Annotated in this window: 25 protein-coding genes and 4 tRNA genes; 20 read left to right on the top strand and 9 right to left on the bottom strand. The window is 32.8% G+C overall.

All coding sequences use genetic code 11. The features are described 5' to 3' along the window. Positions 1 to 183: 183 nt before the first annotated feature. The 8 genes from tsaD (at position 184) to JI750_RS15570 (ending at position 7,305) form a co-directional block, all read left to right on the top strand. Positions 184 to 1,206: a tRNA (adenosine(37)-N6)-threonylcarbamoyltransferase complex transferase subunit TsaD gene (gene tsaD / locus JI750_RS15605; protein WP_129745714.1), complete on the top strand. Its 1,023-nt coding sequence runs from the start codon at positions 184 to 186 to the stop codon at positions 1,204 to 1,206. A 2-nt stretch (positions 1,207 to 1,208) separates the two neighbouring features. Next, a complete protein-coding gene (locus JI750_RS15600; RefSeq protein ID WP_202003941.1) occupies positions 1,209 to 1,922 on the top strand; it encodes a 16S rRNA (uracil(1498)-N(3))-methyltransferase in 714 nt (237 codons plus the stop codon). Between the two features lie 20 nt (positions 1,923 to 1,942). Further along, the gene (locus JI750_RS15595; RefSeq protein WP_202003939.1) at positions 1,943 to 2,581 is read left to right on the top strand and encodes a DUF4159 domain-containing protein; all 639 of its coding nucleotides are present in this window, start codon (positions 1,943 to 1,945) and stop codon (positions 2,579 to 2,581) included. 10 nt (positions 2,582 to 2,591) lie between these two features. After that, positions 2,592 to 3,089: a TrmH family RNA methyltransferase gene (locus JI750_RS15590; RefSeq protein ID WP_202003935.1), complete on the top strand. Its 498-nt coding sequence runs from the start codon at positions 2,592 to 2,594 to the stop codon at positions 3,087 to 3,089. Positions 3,090 to 3,388: 299 nt separating this feature from the next. Beyond that, the gene (locus JI750_RS15585) at positions 3,389 to 4,354 is read left to right on the top strand and encodes a zinc metalloprotease (protein ID WP_202003932.1); all 966 of its coding nucleotides are present in this window, start codon (positions 3,389 to 3,391) and stop codon (positions 4,352 to 4,354) included. 104 nt (positions 4,355 to 4,458) lie between these two features. Further along, positions 4,459 to 5,550, top strand: coding sequence for an AI-2E family transporter (locus tag JI750_RS15580; RefSeq protein WP_202003929.1), 1,092 nt, complete (start codon positions 4,459 to 4,461; stop codon positions 5,548 to 5,550). 2 nt (positions 5,551 to 5,552) lie between these two features. Further along, complete coding sequence (locus JI750_RS15575) at positions 5,553 to 6,734, top strand: THUMP-like domain-containing protein (protein WP_202003926.1); 1,182 nt, start codon at positions 5,553 to 5,555, stop codon at positions 6,732 to 6,734. Positions 6,735 to 6,738: 4 nt separating this feature from the next. Beyond that, positions 6,739 to 7,305 (top strand): hypothetical protein, encoded by a 567-nt coding sequence (locus JI750_RS15570; protein ID WP_202003924.1) that lies wholly within the window; start codon positions 6,739 to 6,741, stop codon positions 7,303 to 7,305. Here the strand turns inward: JI750_RS15570 and JI750_RS15565 are convergent, their stop codons facing one another. Beyond that, entirely contained in the window at positions 7,306 to 7,953 is a 648-nt protein-coding gene (locus JI750_RS15565) for a M15 family metallopeptidase (RefSeq protein WP_202003921.1), read from the bottom strand. 209 nt (positions 7,954 to 8,162) lie between these two features. Here JI750_RS15565 and JI750_RS15560 point away from each other — a divergent pair, with 209 nt between their 5' ends. After that, complete coding sequence (locus tag JI750_RS15560) at positions 8,163 to 8,684, top strand: Ivy family c-type lysozyme inhibitor (RefSeq protein WP_202003919.1); 522 nt, start codon at positions 8,163 to 8,165, stop codon at positions 8,682 to 8,684. A gap of 58 nt (positions 8,685 to 8,742) precedes the next feature. Here JI750_RS15560 and JI750_RS15555 read toward each other — a convergent pair whose 3' ends face one another. Next, positions 8,743 to 9,846 (bottom strand): fatty acid desaturase family protein, encoded by a 1,104-nt coding sequence (locus JI750_RS15555; protein ID WP_202003916.1) that lies wholly within the window; start codon positions 9,844 to 9,846, stop codon positions 8,743 to 8,745. A 170-nt stretch (positions 9,847 to 10,016) separates the two neighbouring features. Next, entirely contained in the window at positions 10,017 to 10,346 is a 330-nt protein-coding gene (locus JI750_RS15550) for a helix-turn-helix domain-containing protein (RefSeq protein ID WP_202003914.1), read from the bottom strand. Positions 10,347 to 10,464: 118 nt separating this feature from the next. Between JI750_RS15550 and JI750_RS15545 the strand changes: the two genes are divergently transcribed. The 6 genes from JI750_RS15545 to JI750_RS15520 all read left to right on the top strand — a co-directional run bounded on the left by JI750_RS15545 (position 10,465) and on the right by JI750_RS15520 (position 14,240). Beyond that, positions 10,465 to 10,740, top strand: coding sequence for a hypothetical protein (locus JI750_RS15545; protein WP_202003911.1), 276 nt, complete (start codon positions 10,465 to 10,467; stop codon positions 10,738 to 10,740). A gap of 41 nt (positions 10,741 to 10,781) precedes the next feature. Continuing rightward, a complete protein-coding gene (locus JI750_RS15540; protein WP_202003908.1) occupies positions 10,782 to 10,982 on the top strand; it encodes a hypothetical protein in 201 nt (66 codons plus the stop codon). Positions 10,983 to 11,166: 184 nt separating this feature from the next. Next, the gene (locus tag JI750_RS15535) at positions 11,167 to 12,591 is read left to right on the top strand and encodes a glycoside hydrolase family 9 protein (protein WP_202003905.1); all 1,425 of its coding nucleotides are present in this window, start codon (positions 11,167 to 11,169) and stop codon (positions 12,589 to 12,591) included. Continuing rightward, the gene (locus JI750_RS15530) at positions 12,564 to 12,935 is read left to right on the top strand and encodes a glycoside hydrolase family 9 protein (protein WP_202003902.1); all 372 of its coding nucleotides are present in this window, start codon (positions 12,564 to 12,566) and stop codon (positions 12,933 to 12,935) included. Before JI750_RS15535 ends, JI750_RS15530 begins: the two co-directional genes overlap by 28 nt. 26 nt (positions 12,936 to 12,961) lie before the next feature. Beyond that, the gene (locus JI750_RS15525) at positions 12,962 to 13,735 is read left to right on the top strand and encodes a ThuA domain-containing protein (protein WP_202003899.1); all 774 of its coding nucleotides are present in this window, start codon (positions 12,962 to 12,964) and stop codon (positions 13,733 to 13,735) included. A 61-nt stretch (positions 13,736 to 13,796) separates the two neighbouring features. Continuing rightward, positions 13,797 to 14,240 (top strand): GNAT family N-acetyltransferase, encoded by a 444-nt coding sequence (locus JI750_RS15520; RefSeq protein ID WP_202003896.1) that lies wholly within the window; start codon positions 13,797 to 13,799, stop codon positions 14,238 to 14,240. A 31-nt stretch (positions 14,241 to 14,271) separates the two neighbouring features. On the opposite strand, the gene JI750_RS15515 is transcribed toward JI750_RS15520, so the two are convergent. Beyond that, positions 14,272 to 14,790: an STM3941 family protein gene (locus JI750_RS15515; RefSeq protein WP_202003882.1), complete on the bottom strand. Its 519-nt coding sequence runs from the start codon at positions 14,788 to 14,790 to the stop codon at positions 14,272 to 14,274. 277 nt (positions 14,791 to 15,067) lie between these two features. Between JI750_RS15515 and JI750_RS15510 the strand changes: the two genes are divergently transcribed. Together JI750_RS15510 and JI750_RS15505 are read left to right on the top strand one after the other, a co-directional pair. Continuing rightward, positions 15,068 to 15,238: a hypothetical protein gene (locus JI750_RS15510; protein WP_202003879.1), complete on the top strand. Its 171-nt coding sequence runs from the start codon at positions 15,068 to 15,070 to the stop codon at positions 15,236 to 15,238. A gap of 6 nt (positions 15,239 to 15,244) precedes the next feature. Continuing rightward, positions 15,245 to 15,757 carry a PRC-barrel domain-containing protein gene (locus tag JI750_RS15505; RefSeq protein ID WP_202003876.1) on the top strand — a complete coding sequence of 171 codons (513 nt, stop codon included), beginning with the start codon at positions 15,245 to 15,247 and terminating at the stop codon, positions 15,755 to 15,757. A gap of 70 nt (positions 15,758 to 15,827) precedes the next feature. Here the strand turns inward: JI750_RS15505 and JI750_RS15500 are convergent, their stop codons facing one another. The 5 genes from JI750_RS15500 to JI750_RS15480 all read right to left on the bottom strand — a co-directional run bounded on the left by JI750_RS15500 (position 15,828) and on the right by JI750_RS15480 (position 16,863). Continuing rightward, complete coding sequence (locus tag JI750_RS15500; protein WP_202003873.1) at positions 15,828 to 16,352, bottom strand: ATP/GTP-binding protein; 525 nt, start codon at positions 16,350 to 16,352, stop codon at positions 15,828 to 15,830. 92 nt (positions 16,353 to 16,444) lie between these two features. Further along, positions 16,445 to 16,518 (bottom strand) — tRNA-Arg (locus tag JI750_RS15495). Between the two features lie 82 nt (positions 16,519 to 16,600). Continuing rightward, a tRNA-Arg gene (locus tag JI750_RS15490) sits at positions 16,601 to 16,674 on the bottom strand. A 16-nt stretch (positions 16,675 to 16,690) separates the two neighbouring features. Next, a tRNA-Pro gene (locus JI750_RS15485) sits at positions 16,691 to 16,765 on the bottom strand. Positions 16,766 to 16,779: 14 nt separating this feature from the next. Beyond that, positions 16,780 to 16,863: transfer RNA gene (locus JI750_RS15480), tRNA-Ser, on the bottom strand. 239 nt (positions 16,864 to 17,102) lie between these two features. On the opposite strand from JI750_RS15480, the gene JI750_RS15475 reads away from it, so the two are divergent. From JI750_RS15475 to JI750_RS15465, 3 genes are all read left to right on the top strand, one after another. After that, positions 17,103 to 18,281 (top strand): acetyl-CoA C-acyltransferase, encoded by a 1,179-nt coding sequence (locus tag JI750_RS15475; RefSeq protein WP_202003870.1) that lies wholly within the window; start codon positions 17,103 to 17,105, stop codon positions 18,279 to 18,281. Positions 18,282 to 18,348: 67 nt separating this feature from the next. Then, complete coding sequence (locus JI750_RS15470; RefSeq protein WP_202003868.1) at positions 18,349 to 19,110, top strand: C40 family peptidase; 762 nt, start codon at positions 18,349 to 18,351, stop codon at positions 19,108 to 19,110. Positions 19,111 to 19,126: 16 nt separating this feature from the next. Then, a complete protein-coding gene (locus tag JI750_RS15465) occupies positions 19,127 to 20,179 on the top strand; it encodes an SMI1/KNR4 family protein (RefSeq protein WP_202003865.1) in 1,053 nt (350 codons plus the stop codon). Positions 20,180 to 20,199 lie beyond the last annotated feature (20 nt).

Genomic DNA, 20,199 nt, shown 5'->3' with positions numbered 1-20,199 from the left:
GTCCTTGATATTATTTTCTTTACTTTTTTGATAGCTTCTTTAATTTTAGTTTTCTTTTAATTTATTTGAACAGACAAAGAACGGCTGTTTTTGATAAAAATTCTTTAATTTTGGGGCACTGCTTAAATCAAAGAAATATAATAATTTGATTTGTCAAATATAATTCAAAATTTGTGCCTTTATATGCAAAATCCAGAGGTTTTTATTCTAGCCATCGAAAGTTCATGCGATGATACTGCTGCCGCGGTTTTACATAACGACAAAGTATTGTCAAATGTTGTAGCCAATCAATTAATTCATAATCAATACGGAGGTGTTGTTCCTGAATTGGCCTCACGCGCGCATCAGCAGAATATTGTCCCAGTGATAGATGCTGCACTTCGTAAAGCAAATGTACAAAAAGAACAGTTAAGCGCAATCGCATTCACGCAAGGTCCAGGATTAATGGGCTCTTTATTGGTCGGAACTTCTTTTAGCAAATCGTTATCACTAGCCTTAAATGTGCCGCTAATTGCTGTAAATCATATGCATGCTCATATATTAGCTCATTTTATTGATGAAGAAGGTTACGATAAACCAGAATTTCCTTTTTTAGCTTTAACGATTAGTGGAGGACACACTCAGATTGTAAAAGTGAATAGCTTTTTTGATATGGAAATTATCGGAGAAACGACAGACGATGCGGTTGGTGAGGCATTTGACAAGAGCGCTAAAATTCTTGGACTTCCTTATCCTGGCGGGCCTTTGATTGATAAATATGCTAAAGAGGGGAATCCAAAAGCGTTTCCTTTTACAAAACCGAAAGTTCCGGGATTAGATTTTAGTTTCTCTGGACTGAAAACAGCCATTTTATATTTCATTCAAAAAAATAAACAGCAGAATCCTAATTTTATTGAAGAAAACTTAAATGATATTTGCGCTTCCATTCAGCATACAATTATCGAGATTTTGATGGATAAAATAAAACTTGCTGTAAAAGAAACGGGAATTACACAAATTGCAATTGGCGGTGGAGTTTCAGCAAATTCAGGAATTAGAAACACACTAAAAGAGACCGAAAGCAAATACGGATGGAAAACATTCATTCCGAAATTTGAATACACAACCGATAATGCTGCAATGATTGGAATTGTAGGATACCAAAAATACTTATCTAATCGTTTTGAAACTTCTGCTGTCGTTTCTAAAGCAAGAATCGAATTTTAATCATGCAGTTATTTTTTAATCCGAATATAGACTCGACAACCGAAAGCTTTTCTTTTGACAAAGAAGAAAGCCGTCATATTATAAAAGTTCTCAGAAAGAAAGATGCAGATATTCTGCATGTTACAAACGGTTTTGGACTTTTATTTGAAACCCAAATTACATTAGCTTCAGACAATAAATGCACGGTTGAAGTTCTTAATATTACGAATGCAGAAAAACCAAAATTCCATTTGCATTTGGCTGTTGCTCCAACTAAAATGAATGATCGTTTTGAATGGTTTTTGGAAAAAGCCACCGAAATTGGAATTCAGGAAATCACGCCAATTTTCTGTGATCGTTCTGAACGAAAAGTAATTAATCGTGATCGCTTTGAAAAAATCATCCTATCGGCAATGAAACAATGCAACGAAACGTTTCTTCCGAAATTGAATGAAGCTATTTCGTTTAAAGAATTCATTAAACAAAAACAAAATGGTCTCCAATTAATTGCACACTGCGAAGAAACCGATAAAAAATCATTGAAAGAGGTTTTAAAACCAAATGAAGACGTTACTATCTTAATTGGACCAGAAGGTGATTTTTCTGAAAAAGAAATTGCATTGGCATTAGAAAATAATTACAAGCCTGTAACTTTAGGAAATACACGTTTAAGAACAGAAACAGCAGCTGTTGTAGCTTGTCATAGTATTGTTTTTTTTAATGAGGTTCCTAATTAATTTGTTTTATTTAAAGTATTATGAGAAAAATATATCTGTTGCTTTTATTGATTTCAATCTCTTCTTTTTCTCAAGAAATTGCTTTGCTTAAATACAGTGGCGGCGGCGATTGGTATGCAAATCCGACTTCGCTACCAAATTTGATCAATTTTTGCAATGCCAATATTAATACTCGTATCAAAAGCAAACCTTCAACTGTAGAACCTAGCAATCCAGATTTATTTTCATATCCTTTTGTACACATGACGGGACACGGAAATGTTGTCTTTAGTGATGCTGACGTAACAAACTTGAGAAATTATCTTACTGCTGGAGGTTTTCTGCATATTGATGATAATTATGGAATGGATCAGTTTATTCGAAAAGAAATCAAAAAGATATTTCCAAACAATAATTTAGTTGAGCTTCCTGCAAATCATCCTATTTTTCAGAAGCCATTTCCCTTCCCGAACGGATTACCAAAAATTCACGAACATGACGGAACTCGTCCTCAAGCATTTGGAATTTTCATAGACAATAAACTAGTTTTACTTTATACTTACGAATGTGATTTAGGTGATGGTTGGGAAGATGCAGAAGTACATAATGATCCTGCGAACGTAAGAGATAAAGCGCTTAAAATGGGTGCCAACATTATCAATTATATTTTTACTAATTAAATCTTAGAAAGTGCAGCTGACTCACGAAGAAAATCAATTTGAAAGAAAAACGTTTCCCATTACTTTGGTATGCGATCATATTTACTTTCAGCAAAATATCGGTTCTTTGTTTCGTATTTCTGAAGCTTTTGGAGTTGAAAACATTATATTTTTCGGAAAAGATATTCCGCTGACGCCTCGTAAAATCAATAAAACTTCACGAAGCACACATCTTCATGTGCCTCATTCTATAATTGAAAATTATACTGAACTTCACTCTTATCTGAATGATAATAATTTTGAGATTATTGCTTTAGAAATTACTTCTAACAGCAAACCTCTAAGAGAAGTTATGATCCCTTTCGACAAAAAAATCGCCCTTCTGATTGGAAGCGAGATTAATGGAATATCTGAAGAACTTCTAAAACTTTCTCATCAAATTGTGCATATCAATATGTTTGGCAAAAACAGCAGCATGAATGTTGTACAAGCTGCAAGTATTGCACTTTATGAGATTACTTCTTTGTAAAAAAAATCGAATTCTGAAAAACTTCCTTTGAAGTAATATTCTGACTTATTAGTGATTTGTTTATTTAAATTATCGTTAAACAACAGATAATCACGACCAAATGCATTTCAAAAATACAAAAGAAAGAAAATACTGTATAATTTTTATGAGTTATTTTTTGTAGGAATCAATGTTTGTAAGGGGTTGTAAAATTTCTCACAAAATTTCTATTCTAATATTTTGCACGAAAGGTATTTTGTTATAAAATTGTCGCATTATTCAACTAATCAACATTTTTATAACAAAAAACCCAAATTATTATGAAAAAAGTTATTATTACCACATTTGCAACATTAATGCTGTTTGCTTGCCAAAATGACCAATCATCTGATTCTGCTAATGCAGATACTAGTGTTGCTTCTAGAAGAGGATGTGCAACACAAGAAGTTTTAGAAGCTCAATTAAAAGCTGATCCATCATTGGCAATCAGAATGAACGAAATTGAAACTTTTACTGCAGCACATGCAGGTTCAGGTTTTACAGGACGTTTAGTAAATGGAAAAATTGAAATTCCAGTAGTAGTGAATGTTCTTTACAGAACTACTGCAGAAAACATTTCGAATGCACAAATTCAATCGCAAATCGATGTTTTAAACAAAGATTTTAATGCATTAAACTCTGATTACAATAATGTACCAGCATTATTCTCAGGAGTTAAAGCGAACATTGGAATTACTTTTGTTTTAGATCAGGTTATTAGAAAATCTACAACTAAAACTTCTTGGGGAACAAATGATGCTATGAAAAAAACTGCTCAGGGTGGAATTGCACCAACTTCTCCAACTACAAAATTAAACATGTGGTCATGCGTTATTGGTGGCGGAATTTTAGGTTATGCACAATTTCCTGGAGGTGCTTCATCTACTGATGGAGTAGTGATCGATCCTAAATACTTTGGCTTATCTGGTTCAGCAAATGCTCCATTTAACTTAGGAAGAACAGCTACACATGAAGTTGGTCACTGGATGAACTTACGTCACATTTGGGGAGATGCAACATGCGGAAGCGATCTTGTTGCAGATACTCCTACTCATAATACTGCAAACTATGGAGTTCCTGCATATCCACACTACAGCACTTGTTCTGGAACACCTGTAGAAATGACAATGAACTACATGGATTATGTGGATGATGCTGCAATGTATATGTTCTCAACAGGACAGAAAAATAGAATATCGGCTATTTTTACAACTGGAGGTGCTAGAGCATCTTTTGCACAACCATAATAATAAAAAACTTAATTAAAAGCGAGATGATTTCATCTCGCTTTTTTTGTTTACTACTAAATTTTAGAATGCTTTTTCCTATATTTATAGTCTAAATTTTAAGCATGATAACATCAAAAACTATTTCGAACGGAATATTAAGAGCTTTAGCAACCATATTGATAATTGGTATCGTTTTATATTTTTTATATGAAATCCAAACCGTAATTGTTTATTTATGTATTTCATTAATATTGTGTCTCATTGCAAATCCGATGGTCTTGTTTTTAAGGAACAAATTAAAATTCAGCAATTCGATGGCCGCCACAACAACAATTATCTTTTTTATTTTTCTAATTGTAGGCTTTATTCTATTGTTTGTTCCTTTAATTATTTCTCAAGCAAACAATCTAGCACTTCTTGATACAGCACATCTTCAAACTAAATTTATAGAAACAGAAACACATCTTGAAGAGTATTTTAATATTCCGCATATTGACTTAAATAAAGTTATAAAAGATTCTAAGCTTATTTCTTTCTTAGATTTCAGCTATTTTACAGGTTTTATCAATACTATAATCAACTTTATGGCCGATATGGGAATGGGATTGGTATCTGTATTTTTTATTACTTTCTTTTTTATTAAAGATCAAGATATTTTTAAAGATCAAGCAAGAAGAATATTACCAGATTCTAATGAAGATAAAATTTTGAACTCAATCGAAAAGATTAATCACTTGCTAACCCGATATTTTGTTGGTTTGTTATTGCAATTAATTGTCGTATTTATTCTATATCTAATTGTATTGCTAATCTTCGGAAATAAAAATGCCTTTGTAATTGCTTTTTTGTGTGCCATTCTAAATATAATTCCATATTTGGGCCCAATTATCGGAACCACCTTAGCTGGAATTCTTACCATGATAAGCATGATCGGAAAAGATTTTCAATCAGAAATTCTACCAACAACCATTTATGTTATTATTGGATTTTTATTGGTTCAAGCAATTGACAATAATATTAGCCAGCCAATAATTTCGTCAAAAAGCGTAAATTCGCATCCGTTAGAAATATTCTTGGTTATTTTAATCAGTGGTATTACGTTTGGAATTGTAGGCATGATAATCGCTATCCCTGCGTTTACAATGATTAAAGTAATTTTAAAAGAATTTTTTCCTGATAATAAAATTGTCTCCGTATTAACCGAAAGAATTTAGCTTTGAACAATCCTATTTTGCATCCAGAAATTCAAGAATATATAATTCAAAATACTGGTGCAGATATAACAAAATTGGCGTTACAAAAAAATCCATTTCCCAATGTGGACTGGATTTTAATATTGAATCAAATTGAATCCCGAACAAAAGCTAAAGAAAAACTTCCGACTTGGTTTGCGGCCGAAAACATCATTTATCCCAGCAAAATATCTGTAGAACAAACATCTTCGGAAAAAACGGCTGCGTACAAAGCTTCTTTAATTTCTGGTGAATCTTTAATTGATTTAACTGGCGGTTTTGGCGTTGATGATTATTATTTTTCGAAGAAATTTAAATCGATAACGCATTGCGAAATTAATGAAGAATTATCAGCAATAGTATCGCACAATTTCAAACAGCTGCAGGTTGAAAATTGCACTTTTTACGCTGGTGATTCTATTCATTTATTAGAAGAAACCAAACAAAAATACGATTGGATTTATATTGATCCTTCGCGAAGAAACGACAGCAAAGGCAAAGTTTTTATGCTAAAAGACTGTCTGCCAAATGTTCCTGAATTACTTGATTTCTATTTCGAAAAATCAGATCATATTTTAATTAAAACTGCACCTTTATTAGATATTTCAGCGGGATTGTCGGAATTAAAAAATGTAAAAACCATTCATATTATAGCGCTCGAAAATGAAGTTAAGGAATTGCTTTTTGAAATTCACAAAGGGTATTCAAACGAAATAACTTTAAAAACTGCTAATATTTTAAAAGAAAAACTTGAGACTTTTGAGTTTGTTTTAGGCGAAGAAGTTTCATATCCGCTTTATGATTTTCCAAAGAAATATCTTTATGAGCCAAATGCAGCAATTATGAAATCTGGTGGTTTTGATGAAGTAAGCATCGCTTTTCAAATTGATAAACTTCATAAACATTCTCACCTATATACTTCTGAAGATTTAATAGATTTTCCTGGAAGAAAATTTGAGATTCAGAGAGCCTTTTCGTACAACAAAAATGAGATGAAAAACGAACTGGCAAATAAACAGGCAAATATTACTACTCGTAATTTTCCTGAAACGGTTGAAAACATTAGAAAAAAGTGGAAAATAAAAAATGGAGGTAATTTGTATTGTTTTTTTACAACTGATGTAAAAGATAACAAAATAGTTTTAATTTGCACCAAAATAAACTAATACAATGAAACAACTAATTACACTAACTCTTTTTTTATTGACTATTACCGCATTTGCACAAAAACCATGTGAATACAGTGTAAATGTAAATGACTCTATCGGATCTTATAAAATAACAAATGAATATTTGATGAGTGAGAAATATTTTGGCGGAAGCTTTAATTATATTTTCTTCTCTTTGGCTCAAACTGATGGTTTACCAACATTAAACCTTCAATCTATTCAAAAAAGCAAAGATTTCATCAAAGCAAACTGTTTTGACAAAAACTCAAAAATATTTTTGCAATTAGAAAATGGAAAGATTGTCACGCTAATGCACATCAATCAAGAAAACTGCGGTACACTTGTACGTGATGAAAAAGGTTTTGACAACCGTATCAACACTGGGATTTTTATGTTTATGAAAGATAATTATGAAGAACTGAAAAAATCTCCAATTTCAATCATGCGAATAAAATACCTTACTAATACAGAAGATTATATCGTAAAACGAGAACTAACTTCTGAATTAACAGGAAAGGTAACCAATCCGAATACTTATTTTATGGATAATATCAGGTGCGTTGAGTAATTAATCGCATTTCCATTTCTGGTTGGAAACTTTATCTTTTAAACCTGCTTTTAAGTTATAATGCCACCACTCAGAATCAAATGAATTAAAGCCATTTTTAATCATTGTATTCTTTAAATAAGCTCTTTTTGAAAGAATTTCTTTTGAGAGCTGTTTAAAATTATGACTGGCCATAATTCCGAAAAAATCAAAAGAAGTTCCCATATCAACTTCTTTTCCGGTTATATCAACCAAAGAAATATCTACGGCTCCTCCTCTATTGTGGATGGAGCCTTTTTTTGGATCTGCTACATAGATAGGATTCGATACAATCTCCCACATTTTCTTTTGAATATCCAAAGGCCTGTAACAATCATATAATTTGATTCTATAACCTTTCCTTAAAAAATCTTTATTGGCCGCAATTAATGCCTTTACGGTCTTTAAACGAAGCATACATTCGGCACAGTCGTAAACTTTAGTTTTTAAAAAATTATCTTCTGTTGCATATTTCATATCATACACAAAATCGTTGCTATAATCTCGCAGATTCACAAATGTGGTATCCGAAATCTTTACTTCAGCTGATGCTGTATAAGTTTCATTTTGTGCATGTAAACAGCCTATTCCAAAAAGAAAAAAAGCTAATATTTTGAAAGTATGATTCATTATCAGATGATTTTAAAAATTGAAATTAAACAAAAAAATCCTAAAAACCGATTCTACGATTTCTCTTTAAGGACAAAACTATGCTTTTTATAAATCCATAATTCGTCATAAATTCCTTTCAATCTAAACATTATTTTTAATATCTTTATGAAAATAAGCTCTTTACGACTTTGTAAATTAAATTATTAATTCTAAAAACCAGTTATATTATGAATTACAGAGCCAAATACATTTCAGCAGCACTTGTAAGCAGTTTAATCTTATTTTCCTGCAAAAAAGAAATTATAAAAGAAGTTCCTAAAACAGATTCTACTTCTATAAAAACTGAAGCCTTAAAAGAAGACAGCATTGTTCTAAACCCAAATGACACTTTGTATGGTTTAGTAGATAAAAGTGTCATTGGAACACAGTTTTTAACCAAAAGCAGTTTAGCTCCTAGGTTGAAAAAATTGTTAGCTGCAGATTATGATCAAATGGTAAAAAATTGGAATACCGAAACTCCATTTGAAAAACAAGATAACGTACTTCATGCGTGGGGTTGTAAACAACACGATTGCAGTACGTATTCTTACGATTTGTATATTGACGTTAAAAACAATAAAATCAATGTCTACAAATTTTCTGAGTCAAAACTAACCATTTTTAAAGAAGACAATTTTGATGTTGAGATTAAAGGCAATTTTTTAAAAGATTTAAATATCAAAAAGGAGAATACAGAAACTAAAAAATAATACATCATAAAAAAAGCGGTTTTTTGAACCGCTTTTTTTTTATTAAATATCCTCAAAGTTATATTTCTCCCGTAACTAAAATATTCTCTCTTACACCTTTATCTCTCAGCATTCTAAAATGAGAACGAACAGCATGATAAAACGGATACGAGGTGTATGGCAAATTATATTCTTCTGCATAACGTCTTATTATTGGCGTAATGTACGGATAGTATGTATGTCCAACGGCGGGAAAAAGATGATGCGCTACGTGATGTGTAAATCCGCCGTAAAGAAAATTAGCCAATTTGCTTTCTGTACTAAAATCCTTAGTAACAATCATTTGATGCATTACCCATGTATCTGAAAGGTTTCCGTCTTCATCTGTATGAGGAAAGTGAGCATCTTCATCAACATGTGTCGAAACCAATGCCACAACACCAATTGCACTACCGCATAAATGCATAGACAGCCAAGCAAAAAGCACCATATACCAAGGCTGGCTTAAAAGCATCATCGGGATAAAAAGCAAATAAATAAGATTTATAATCTTAGCCGCAAACAGTCTGTAAACTTCTTGTCTCGGGATTTTATCTACAACTTTCTTTACATAATTATCTTTTGTGCCAAAGAAATCTTTAAAATCTCTAATATAAAGCCAGTTTAGGCTATAAAGAGGATAAATAAACCACATATAAATGTGTTGATACTTGTGATAATTAAACAACGGACTGTTTGGGAATATTCTAATAATATCGCTTTGTTTGATATCTACGTCCCAATCTGGCACGTTTGGATAAGCATGATGCAGACTTATATGACGTCGCATCCAAAGCCAATGATTACTCCCAAAAAGTTCTAAAACATATAAAAACCATTCATTATGCTTTGGCTTTTTGAACAAAGCTCCATGTGCAGCATCATGAAAAGCATTTATAAATAAAACGATCATTGTAATACCAGACAAAATATAAAAAAGAAACAACAAGGGAGTCTGGTTCCCGAAAAATAAAATACAGGCATAGAACAAAAAAAATACTGCCAGAAGCCCTAAAGACTTCACAACATTTAATACATACAAAGACGAGTTTTTTAAGACCGTTTCATTCACTTCTAAACGCATCTTTTTAAAAAAATCATCTGCTCCTGGTTTAACATAAACCGGTCGTTTTAATTTTTCCATATTGGTTACTGCTAGAAATTGTTAACCAAATTTAATAAAAAAAAACTTAACCTCTCTGTATAGATTCAATTAAAAATCAAGTATTTTATAACAAAAAACCACTCTGAAAAAGTGGTTTTTTGTTGCTGTTAAAATTAGAATTGTTAGACTTCTTTTTGGAAAATTTTCTATTATTCCTCAAACTTTTTGTCGGCCAAACGCAGTCTAATATTATGAATTCTACCTTCTATTTCTTGTAAATCATTCAAAATAGTCTGTTTTTCATAAACTGCTCCAACTTCATTAACCATATTTTGCTCATTAGGAGCAAAAAGGTCATTCAAATCTACATCCGGAAAATTTTTACTTAAACTAAGAATAAATTCAGAACCTATACTAGCCGTTCCATGTAAATACCTTCCAATCATTGCTGGGCTAAATCCTAAGATTGCCCCAACTTCCTTTTGCTTTAATCCTTTATCCTTAAAGAATTTGCTTAGTTTCTCGTGATACATCATCATTTAAATTCAAACAAAATATAGCTTAAATATATTTTTTAACATTAAAAAGAATAATAAATATAATAATATTCCTACATTTACATAACTTAAAAGCATGTAAATAATAATTAGCAAATATATGTCAAAATTAATCAATAATAGCAATTTTAAAGAAGATAATTCTCACAATAAAAAAGCTTATGAATTTATAGATAAGCATTTACCTGTAACGTATGTTGATCTTACTATTGCTCATATTATTAAAAAAGGACAGCGCGCTCCAACTAAAGCTGTAATTAGAAACGTCAGAAACAAAACAATACTTAGAAATGATATTTTATTAGCATTAGTAGAAGTAGCATATGAAAACAAACAAGCAATTGAAAAAATAAAACTTTTAACCTCAGAAGCCTAGAAAATTATTATAAACCTTTCCACAATCAAATTTTTAATTTTATGTCCAACCGCAACTATAAAAAAGAAAACAGCCACCCAGATACAATTCAAAACCAATTTGAAATATCATCAGCAAATAAAATGGATTTAGAATATATTCCTAATTTATACGGAATGAGTCTTGAACAATACAAAGAAGGTCTAGAAATACACTCTAAATGTTTTAATCAGATGGAAAAAGTGAAAAGGATGATGAATTAAAATAATCTTAATCTGCTCCCAAAAATCACATCAAATACACATCATTGGTTTTTCAATTTTAGCACAAACCCCAATAAAACTTGTTTGCATTGTAAATTTCAGTTTTTAGCGTAAGACAATTTAGCTTAGAAAAATTTTCCCTTTTTTGTAATTTGCCTCTTCTACTAGCTAAAAAACTAAAACCATGCTAAAACTCAGAAAACAATTAAGATACACTCTAACAGTTTTGCTCATTTCTATTTCAGCTTATAGCAAAACTATCATACACGTAAACCAAGTAGGCTTTGATCCAAAAAGTCCAAAAATTGCTATTATTGAATATCACAGCAATCTTTTGAATTCAACTTTTGACATTATAGATGCTGATTCTGGAAAAACAGTTTTTACTTCTAAAATAGGAAAAGCTGAAAGTGTCGATGACTGGAAATTGGGCAAATTTTATTATAAAGCCAATTTTTCATCTTTTCAAAAACCTGGAAATTACAAAGTATCATTCAAAATTGCAGATCAGATATATACTTCTGTCCGTTTTTCAATTGAGGAAAACATTCTGGCAAAACGCACCATTTCTTCAATTATACATTATTACAACAAACAAAGAGCCAACACACCCGAAGAACTTGAAGCTGACAAAAACATGTTATTGTTTGGAAGCACAAAAAAAGTAGATGTTCACGGCGGATGGTGTGATGCATCTGGAGATGTAAGCAAGTATTTTTCGCATTTGGCTTACGCTAATTTTGTATCGCCTCAACAAACTCCTTTGGTAACTTGGTCTCTTATAAATACATCCGAAACCATTTCAAAAAAGCTCGTGCAATGGAAAATAAAAGACTCTTTGGATAATGAAGCCATTTGGGGAGCCGATTACATGATGCGCTGTCTTTCTGATGAAGATTATTTTTATATGATTGTTTTCAGCTACTTTGACAAAAATCCTTCAGCACGAAGAATTGTTGGATTAAAAGCCAATAGTGTTACTACTGACGAATATCAATCTGCTTTTCGTGAAGGCGCAGGAATGGCAATAGCGTCACTTGCTAGAATTTCAAAATGGAATAAGAGCGGAGATTTTACTTCAAAACAATATTTGGATGGAGCAAAACGAGCTTATGCCCACCTTTTAATCAATAACACAAAATATGATGACGACGGAAAAGAAAACATCATAGATGATTATTGTGCTTTAATGGCGGCAACAGAATTATGGATTGCCACCAATGATAATTTTTATAAAGATGAAGCCAGAAAATGGGCTCATAAACTTGAAAGCCGAATGACGGATAAAGGCTGGTTTAGAAGCAACGATGGAAATCGTCCGTTTTGGCATGCATCCGATGCAGGTTTGCCGATTGTAGCACTAACGAGATATCTGAAAAAAGAATCTGACGGTAAAGAAAGAACTGCTGCAGAAAATATTATCAAAAAAGCTTTGGAATACAATTTAAACGTTACAAACAATGTCGCTAATCCGTTTGGTTATGCAAGGCAAAGTTTTTTATTTAATAATAAAATCCAAGACGGATTTTTATTCCGCACGATAATGAAACCGGCTGGTGGTGGCAAGGCGAAAATGCTAGATTGGCTTCATTGGCAACTGCGGCTATAGAAGGCGGAAAAAGTCTTTCAATTCAAAAAAATAGTGACACAAAAAAATCGCTTGATTTGTATGCCGCACAGCAATTATCTTGGATTTTAGGTTGCAATCCGTATTCTATGTGCTTTTTGTCCAAATTTGGAGAAAACAATGTGCCTTACATGCATTCTAATTACGGACATGGATCTGAAAAAGGCGGTATTTCTAACGGGATTACAGGAAAAGATGGAAATGGCGATGGTTCTGGAATTGATTTTAAAATGGAAGACAAAGGCAATGAATGGCGCTGGACCGAACAATGGATTCCGCATTCTGCGTGGTTTTTACAAGCTATAACTGCAACGGTTGAACCGTAATTAATTCGACTTAACAAATTGCTTTCATGAAAAATTCGATAGTATTTCTTGTACTTATTTTAAGCTGTTTCTTTCAGCAGGACAGTCTGGCTCAAAAACAGAAAAAAACACATTTTAAAGCTTTAGTTTTATACGAAAATGGCGGACATCATCTTCCGTTTACAAAAGCAGCAAAACCATGGCTGAACAAACTCGCCATTGATAGCAGCTTTACCATTGATTATATTGAAAGCACCAAAACAATCAATGAAGCACTTTTAAAACAATATCAAGTTTTTATACAATTAGATTATCCTCCGTATACTTGGAGCGAAGAATCGATGCAGGCATTTCAGAAATACATGAACAGCGGAAAAGGCGGTTGGGTTGGTTTGCATCATGCTACTTTACTTGGGGAGTTTGATGGATACCCAATGTGGAACTGGTTTTCTGATTTTATGGGCGGAATCAGATTTGTGAATTACATTCCTGATTTTGCAAGTGGAAAAGTAAATATCGAAGATAAATTTCATCCTGTAACGAAAGGAATGCCTTCTGATTTTCTCATACAAAAAGAAGAATGGTATATTTATGATAAAAGTCCGCGGCCAGATGTTCATGTTCTAGCTTCAGTTGATGAATCTACTTACCAGCCTGATTCAAAAATAAAAATGGGAGATCATCCTGTAGTGTGGACAAACGATCGCTTTGCTTCGCGAAATGTTTACATTTTTATGGGACATGCGCCAGAATTATTTGAAAACGAAGCTTACACTACTCTTTTGAGAAATTCAATTTTCTGGGCAGCAGGCAAAAGATAAATTCAATATTACACATAATTGCTATTTTTGCCAGTCATCAAAAAATTAAACAATCAAGACTGTGATTCAAAAAGTAAATAAAACAGAATATCCTGAACTGATTTCGGTTTGGGAATCTTCGGTAAAAGCGACACATGATTTCTTAAAACCCGAAGATTTTATATTTTACAAAGAGATTATTCCAAACTTTTTTGACAATGTTTCTTTGCACTGCATAAAAAATGACCAACAACAAATTATTGGTTTTGTCGGAACTCATGAAGAAAACTTAGAAATGTTGTTTGTAACAGCAAACCAAATTGGAAAAGGAATTGGTAAACAACTATTATTGTATGCAATTGAAGAGCTTAAAATCTCGAAAGTTGACGTAAATACAGATAACCAAACAGCCACAGCGTTTTACAAACGTTTTGGATTTGAGATAAAATCTACCTCTGATTTAGACGGCTGTGGAAAACCATATCCAATTTTGCATTTAGAATTAACAAAAGAGCCACTTCATTAAAGTGGCTCCTTAAATTTTATAACTGACTATTTTATTTTTTCCAATGTTCTAAAAACAGCCTATACAATTCATCTGCATTAATTCCAATTTCTGAAGCCGAGTACATTATATTCAATTTCGAATTTTGTTCGTCATAAGCCATTTTCCAAAGAAATTTAGAAACACGACCATCATACTTAGATATATTGTCAATAGTAATGGCTATCAAAGTATCACCTCCTACTTTCGTTAATTGTAAATCGATAACATCTTGCCACTCTATTCTTCCGAAAGCTTTAGCTACTGGAGTTGCTCTTCCAGAAAAACCATTTGAATCTATTTGAATTAATGGAGATTTGTCCTTTATACTTGCAAGCATTTTAAATATCAAGACAAGCATTATCAAAAGAATAGCACCTGAAGCAATAGATAGTTTTATTTTAAATACTCCATCAAAAGTTCCTATTCCGTATAAAAATGCAATTGCTAATAAAAAACTTAATGCACTAGCATATAAAAGTAAGCTTCTTGTTTTCTTGGCGTTTCGGTAAAAATTTATTTCTTCATTCATGGGGCGTAGTAAAAATTTTATTTGTTATTAGAATTAAAAATGAAGAAGCAATTTAGTGCAAAATATTTTAAGAAAGTAAGAAATGCCCGTAAACATTGGAAATATTTAAAATATCACAAGATCAAATAAACATATTTCAAGCAATTAAGCCTGCAAAAATCTTTTTTCAGCTAACTGGGAATTGTATAAATTCTATCAAAAATTAAATACTTCCCAAGACTTCCCTCATTTGTACCTTTATTATAAAATTAAATATTCACAATAAAAAATATAGGTTATGGCAGAAATTAAGATTGAGAAAAAGAAGCCAATTTGGCCATGGATTGTAGCAGTCCTATTGATCTCAGCACTTGTATACTATGTCTTTTTGAGAGATGATCAAGTGCAAAACGAAAACAGAATGGAAATCGAAAACAATTCTAGTGTAGATAGCACAGCAAATTATTAAGAAACTATGGAAAATAAAGATAGAAATTTATACAGATTAGACGAGCTTTCTGATTATAAAGTTGCTTCAAACTATTCTGATGTAAGAGGTTGGAAAATTGTAGACGCAGACAACCGCACAATAGGAAAAATTGATAACCTTTGGGTTAATAAAGATATGCAACGTGTTGTTTATCTTGACGTTAATTTAGACAAAGGATTAATTGAAGACAGTCGTAATGAAGTGCATGATGCAATTGCAAATGAAAATGGAAAGGAATTTATCTATAAAGATGGAGACAGCCACATTATTATACCAATTGGTTCTGTGAGTATAAATAAAGACACTAAAATTGTCATGGCCAACAATATTGGATATGATACATTTAGAAAAACAAGCAGATATAACTGGCAAAATGATTTTGACAGGGAATACGAAAGAAGAGTATTGAATTCTTATTATCCTACTGAAGAATCGCGCCTTGCTTCTGAAAGTAATGACGATACTTTTTACAAACGAAGAGAATTTGACAATTATTGATAAATGTAATTTTCATTAAAAACAAATATTACAAACGAATAAAGACCAAGCGTTCAAGAATGTTTGGTCTTTATTTATTTTTTCTCTTTAATATTTTATTTTGAATTTGATCTAATCTTTCAGATAAACTTCCTTTTACTTCAATTACTTCCAAATCAAAATCAAGAATTAGTTCGCCAATAATATCATTCACCTTATCTCTCAGTTCAGGTAAATCAGAATCTGAGCATAAAATTCTATCTGGCTTTTCAATAGGAACAAATACAAACACATCAATTTCTTTAATTGTATTTTGAATTTTATTAAATATTGACGAGAAATTTAATTTATCATCGACCGCTAAAGCATATGCTAAAAGATCAATGGGGCAGCGGTCAAAAATAGCGTTCCTGTTACTTCTTACAATTTGCTTTAAAGAATGTTCTAACTGGATTATATAATCATCCGCAATAGGCATTTCAGAGAAATCAAAACCCATTTCCTGCAGTTCAAAATACGGTTCTGAATAAAACTCATAATCAGGAAGAATTTCATGCAGTTTTTCCGCCAATGTGGTTTTACCAACCTTATGAGCTCCAAGTATTGCTATTCTCATACCATTAATGCTTTTTAATCAAGAAAAACTAAAAATAAGCAAAATAGGTACAAAACAAAAAAGGATGATCAAAAAATGATCATCCTATAAAGTGATCCCAGAAGGATTCGAACCTTCGACCTACGCATTAGAAGTGCGTTGCTCTATCCAGCTGAGCTATGGAACCATTATTTTTAAATTTCTAAGAATAGAAATCAAACCTATATACATAAAAAACAAAAAAGTCACTCTACTTGAGTGACTTTTTGTGAACGCAGAAGGATTCGAACCTTCGACCGCCTGCTTAGAAGGCAGGTGCTCTATCCAGCTGAGCTATGCGTCCATTATTTCAATTGTAGTCGGGGTGGCAGGATTCGAACCTGCGGCCTCCTGCTCCCAAAGCAGGCGCGATAACCGGGCTACGCTACACCCCGAGGCAAAATTTAAGCGGAGAGACAGGGACTCGAACCCTGGCGACGGTTACCCGTCGACAGATTAGCAATCTGCTCCATTACCGCTCTGGCACCTCTCCTTGCTAGTGGAATTGCTTCCGTTTTGCGAGTGCAAATGTATAACAACATTCCTTTTCTCACAAGCTTTTTTTTGAGTTTTTTTAGTTTTTTTTCATCTTTTTTCAAAACCACTTCACAATCAAACAAATAGAATTAACAAAAATTTCACCTTAAATTTAAAATCATCGTGATTCAATACAAAATTTGAATTTATTCAAATAAACATTAAATTTGCTTACTAACTATTATTAAACAGAAAATGAACAAAAGAGTTGTTATCGTTTCTGCCGTTAGAACACCTATCGGAAGTTTCATGGGCGGGTTATCTACTGTACCTGCACCAAAATTAGGAGCTGCTGCCATAAAAGGAGCGCTTTCAAAAATTAATCTTGACCCAAAATTAGTCGATGAAGTTTTCATGGGGAATGTAATTCAGGCAGGTGTCGGGCAAGCACCGGCTCGCCAAGCAGCACTTTTTGCTGGTCTGTCTGAAGAAGTTGCTGCTACAACAGTAAACAAAGTATGTGCTTCTGGAATGAAAGCTGTAATGTTTGCTGCACAAGCAATCGCATGTGGAGACGCAGAAATCGTAGTAGCGGGCGGAATGGAAAGCATGAGCTTGATTCCTCACTATGTACAAATGCGTGCTGGAAACAAATTTGGCCCTGCAACTATGCTTGACGGAATGCAGAAAGATGGTTTGACAGATGCTTACGACAACAATGCAATGGGAGTTTGCGCTGATTTGTGTGCTTCTGAATATAAAATCACTCGTGAAGAACAAGATGCTTTCGCTATCCAATCATACGAAAGAAGTGCCAAAGCTTGGGACGCTGGAAAATTCGACAATGAAGTTGTTCCTGTTGAAGTACCACAAAGACGCGGTGAACCCATTATATTTTCAAAAGATGAAGAATATACTAATGTGAAATTAGATAAAATTCCATCTTTAGCACCAGTTTTCACAAAAGACGGAACTGTAACCGCTGCGAACGCTTCAACAATCAATGACGGAGCTGCCGCGTTAGTTTTAATGTCTGAAGAAAAAGCAAGTGCATTAGGTTTAAAGCCTTTAGCATACATAAAAGGCTATGCAGATGCGGCTCAAGAACCAAAATGGTTTACAACAAGTCCAGCAAAAGCATTACCAAAAGCTTTAGACAAGGCAGGAATCTCAATTTCAGATGTTGATTTCTTCGAATTCAACGAAGCTTTTTCTGTAGTTGGATTAGCCAATGCTAAAATTTTAAATTTAGATAACAATAAAGTAAACGTAAATGGTGGCGCTGTTTCTTTAGGGCATCCTCTTGGAGCTTCTGGAGCACGTATTATTGTAACTTTACTAAATGTTTTAGAACAAAACAATGCAAAAACTGGAGCTGCTGCAATCTGCAACGGTGGCGGTGGCGCATCGGCAATTGTTATCGAAAGAGCTTAAAACAATATCTTAAAAAATCAGGAGTTATAAGTATGACTCCTGATTTTCAACTAATAAATTTCCTTAAATGTTTGGAATTTGCAATTTAGCCATAGTACCTGTTCGAGCTGAAGCCAGCGACAGAAGTGAAATTGTTACACAGCTCTTGTTTGGCGAGCATATCGAAATTTTAGAACGTCATAATCAATGGGCGCGAATCAGAATTCAATATGATGATTACGAAGGCTGGGTAGATTCTAAGCAATATCAGGAAATTACCAAAGAGCAATTTGACCTTTTGAGCAAAGAGTCAATTATTTTAAATGCCGATTTAATTGATTACATCAGTGCTCCAAATAATCTACTGCTTCCTATTCCGCTTGGAGCTTCCTTATCCTTTTTAAATAACAGCGAAATCAATACTTCAAACTTTGATTTTGAAGGAACCAAAACAAGTGGCATCAAACCTAAAAGCGCCTTAATTAAAACCGCTTTTATGTACTTGAATGCTCCGTATTTATGGGGAGGAAAAACACCTTTTGGGATTGACTGCTCAGGCTTTACTCAAATGGTTTACAAATTGAACGGTTATAAAATTCATCGCGATGCTTCTCAACAAGCGCTTGAAGGCGATCCTTTGAGTTTTATTGAAGAATGCGAAGCTGGAGATTTAGCCTTTTTTGATAATGAAGAAGGAAATATTACCCATGTCGGCATCATAATGGAAAACAATTACATCATTCACGCAAGTGGAAAAGTACGCATTGACCGTTTAGACCACACCGGAATTTACAACCCTGAATTAAACAAACACACTCACAAACTTCGTGTAATCAAGAAAATTATCTAATTCCCAAAAAAGCAAAATGACAAAACTTGAATTATCCAAAACAGGCTTTCTGATTAACAATGTAAACATCGAATTCCCAATTGATATAACAGTTTTAAAACAAGCTTTAGGAGAATCCAGATATCTTAAAAAACAATACAATCATATTTACACTTGGGACAACCAAGGAATTATGGCTTTTTCTAAAGAAGGAAATAAAGTCGAAAGCCTTGCTGTTGAACTCGAACTTAGCGAATATGATTATTGCGCAAAAAGTATCTTTTCAGGAGAATTTATTTTTGACGGCCAAGAATTATTTCATTACTACGAAAGCAACAAAAATCAGCTTGTAAAACTCTTTAAAGGAGACCGAAGCGGCGCTTTTATATTAAGTGGCATTAGTGTTTGGTTTGATAAAGAAGATGGAAAAATTACAAGTTTAAGCATTTCAGCTGCTGAAGAAAAAGAAAAGAAAATCAGTGCATCACTTGATCCTGAATTTCAATCATTTAAACCTTTATGGCAAGAATGGATTTCTGAAATCAATAAAATCGTCTCCACGAACAATGATTATTACAATCTTGCGGAAGGAATTTCTGTAGAAGATATTCAAGAACACGCAGAACTAGAAGACAATATTATAATACCTCCGGCACTTATCAACTTTTACAAAGTTCAAAATGTAGATTACGATCCTGTAACAGCTGCTTTTCAGTTTGGGGTAAACAATTGGAGTTATGATTTAATTCCGTTTCAAGACATTGCAGAAGAATGGAATTCGATACAAGATTTGCAATTTGATGAAGAAGATTTACCAGAACAGGAAATAGATTTCGAAAAAATCCAAACCAATAATTACGCAAACCCAAAATGGATTCCATTTGCTACTGGAAGAAACGGAGACTATCTTCTTTACGATACAAATCCAGCCGAAAAAGGAAAGTTTGGACAAATTATCGAACTACAAAATGAATCCTGGTCACGTCTCATAGTAGCAGATTCAATAGAAGAATTAATTCAGAATGAAATCAATAATTTAAAAGCTGGTAAAACCGAGCATTTTGATTTTATAATTGGAAAAGAGAATTAAAGTTCGCGAATAAAACAAAT

The sequence above is a fragment of the Flavobacterium tagetis genome (assembly GCF_016735615.1).
In the GTDB taxonomy this organism is placed as follows: Bacteria; Bacteroidota; Bacteroidia; order Flavobacteriales; family Flavobacteriaceae; genus Flavobacterium; species Flavobacterium tagetis.
This window is presented reverse-complemented; position numbering and strand designations above follow the sequence as displayed.

Bases quoted from the DNA above. Each gene is read 5' to 3' on its own strand.
- JI750_RS15510 (WP_202003879.1), top strand. From the start codon at position 15,068: ATGGCAGAAATTAAGATTGAGAAAAAGAAGCCAATTTGGCCATGGATT.
- JI750_RS15570 (WP_202003924.1), top strand. From the start codon at position 6,739: ATGAAACAACTAATTACACTAACTCTTTTTTTATTGACTATTACCGCA.
- JI750_RS15505 (WP_202003876.1), top strand. From the start codon at position 15,245: ATGGAAAATAAAGATAGAAATTTATACAGATTAGACGAGCTTTCTGAT.
- JI750_RS15535 (WP_202003905.1), top strand. From the start codon at position 11,167: ATGCTAAAACTCAGAAAACAATTAAGATACACTCTAACAGTTTTGCTC.
- JI750_RS15525 (WP_202003899.1), top strand. From the start codon at position 12,962: ATGAAAAATTCGATAGTATTTCTTGTACTTATTTTAAGCTGTTTCTTT.
- JI750_RS15475 (WP_202003870.1), top strand. From the start codon at position 17,103: ATGAACAAAAGAGTTGTTATCGTTTCTGCCGTTAGAACACCTATCGGA.
- JI750_RS15555 (WP_202003916.1), bottom strand. From the start codon at position 9,846: ATGGAAAAATTAAAACGACCGGTTTATGTTAAACCAGGAGCAGATGAT.
- JI750_RS15540 (WP_202003908.1), top strand. From the start codon at position 10,782: ATGTCCAACCGCAACTATAAAAAAGAAAACAGCCACCCAGATACAATT.
- JI750_RS15595 (WP_202003939.1), top strand. From the start codon at position 1,943: ATGAGAAAAATATATCTGTTGCTTTTATTGATTTCAATCTCTTCTTTT.
- JI750_RS15560 (WP_202003919.1), top strand. From the start codon at position 8,163: ATGAATTACAGAGCCAAATACATTTCAGCAGCACTTGTAAGCAGTTTA.
- JI750_RS15470 (WP_202003868.1), top strand. From the start codon at position 18,349: ATGTTTGGAATTTGCAATTTAGCCATAGTACCTGTTCGAGCTGAAGCC.
- JI750_RS15580 (WP_202003929.1), top strand. From the start codon at position 4,459: ATGATAACATCAAAAACTATTTCGAACGGAATATTAAGAGCTTTAGCA.
- JI750_RS15465 (WP_202003865.1), top strand. From the start codon at position 19,127: ATGACAAAACTTGAATTATCCAAAACAGGCTTTCTGATTAACAATGTA.
- JI750_RS15515 (WP_202003882.1), bottom strand. From the start codon at position 14,790: ATGAATGAAGAAATAAATTTTTACCGAAACGCCAAGAAAACAAGAAGC.
- JI750_RS15545 (WP_202003911.1), top strand. From the start codon at position 10,465: ATGTCAAAATTAATCAATAATAGCAATTTTAAAGAAGATAATTCTCAC.
- JI750_RS15565 (WP_202003921.1), bottom strand. From the start codon at position 7,953: ATGAATCATACTTTCAAAATATTAGCTTTTTTTCTTTTTGGAATAGGC.
- JI750_RS15585 (WP_202003932.1), top strand. From the start codon at position 3,389: ATGAAAAAAGTTATTATTACCACATTTGCAACATTAATGCTGTTTGCT.
- tsaD (WP_129745714.1), top strand. From the start codon at position 184: ATGCAAAATCCAGAGGTTTTTATTCTAGCCATCGAAAGTTCATGCGAT.
- JI750_RS15500 (WP_202003873.1), bottom strand. From the start codon at position 16,352: ATGAGAATAGCAATACTTGGAGCTCATAAGGTTGGTAAAACCACATTG.
- JI750_RS15600 (WP_202003941.1), top strand. From the start codon at position 1,209: ATGCAGTTATTTTTTAATCCGAATATAGACTCGACAACCGAAAGCTTT.
- JI750_RS15550 (WP_202003914.1), bottom strand. From the start codon at position 10,346: ATGATGATGTATCACGAGAAACTAAGCAAATTCTTTAAGGATAAAGGA.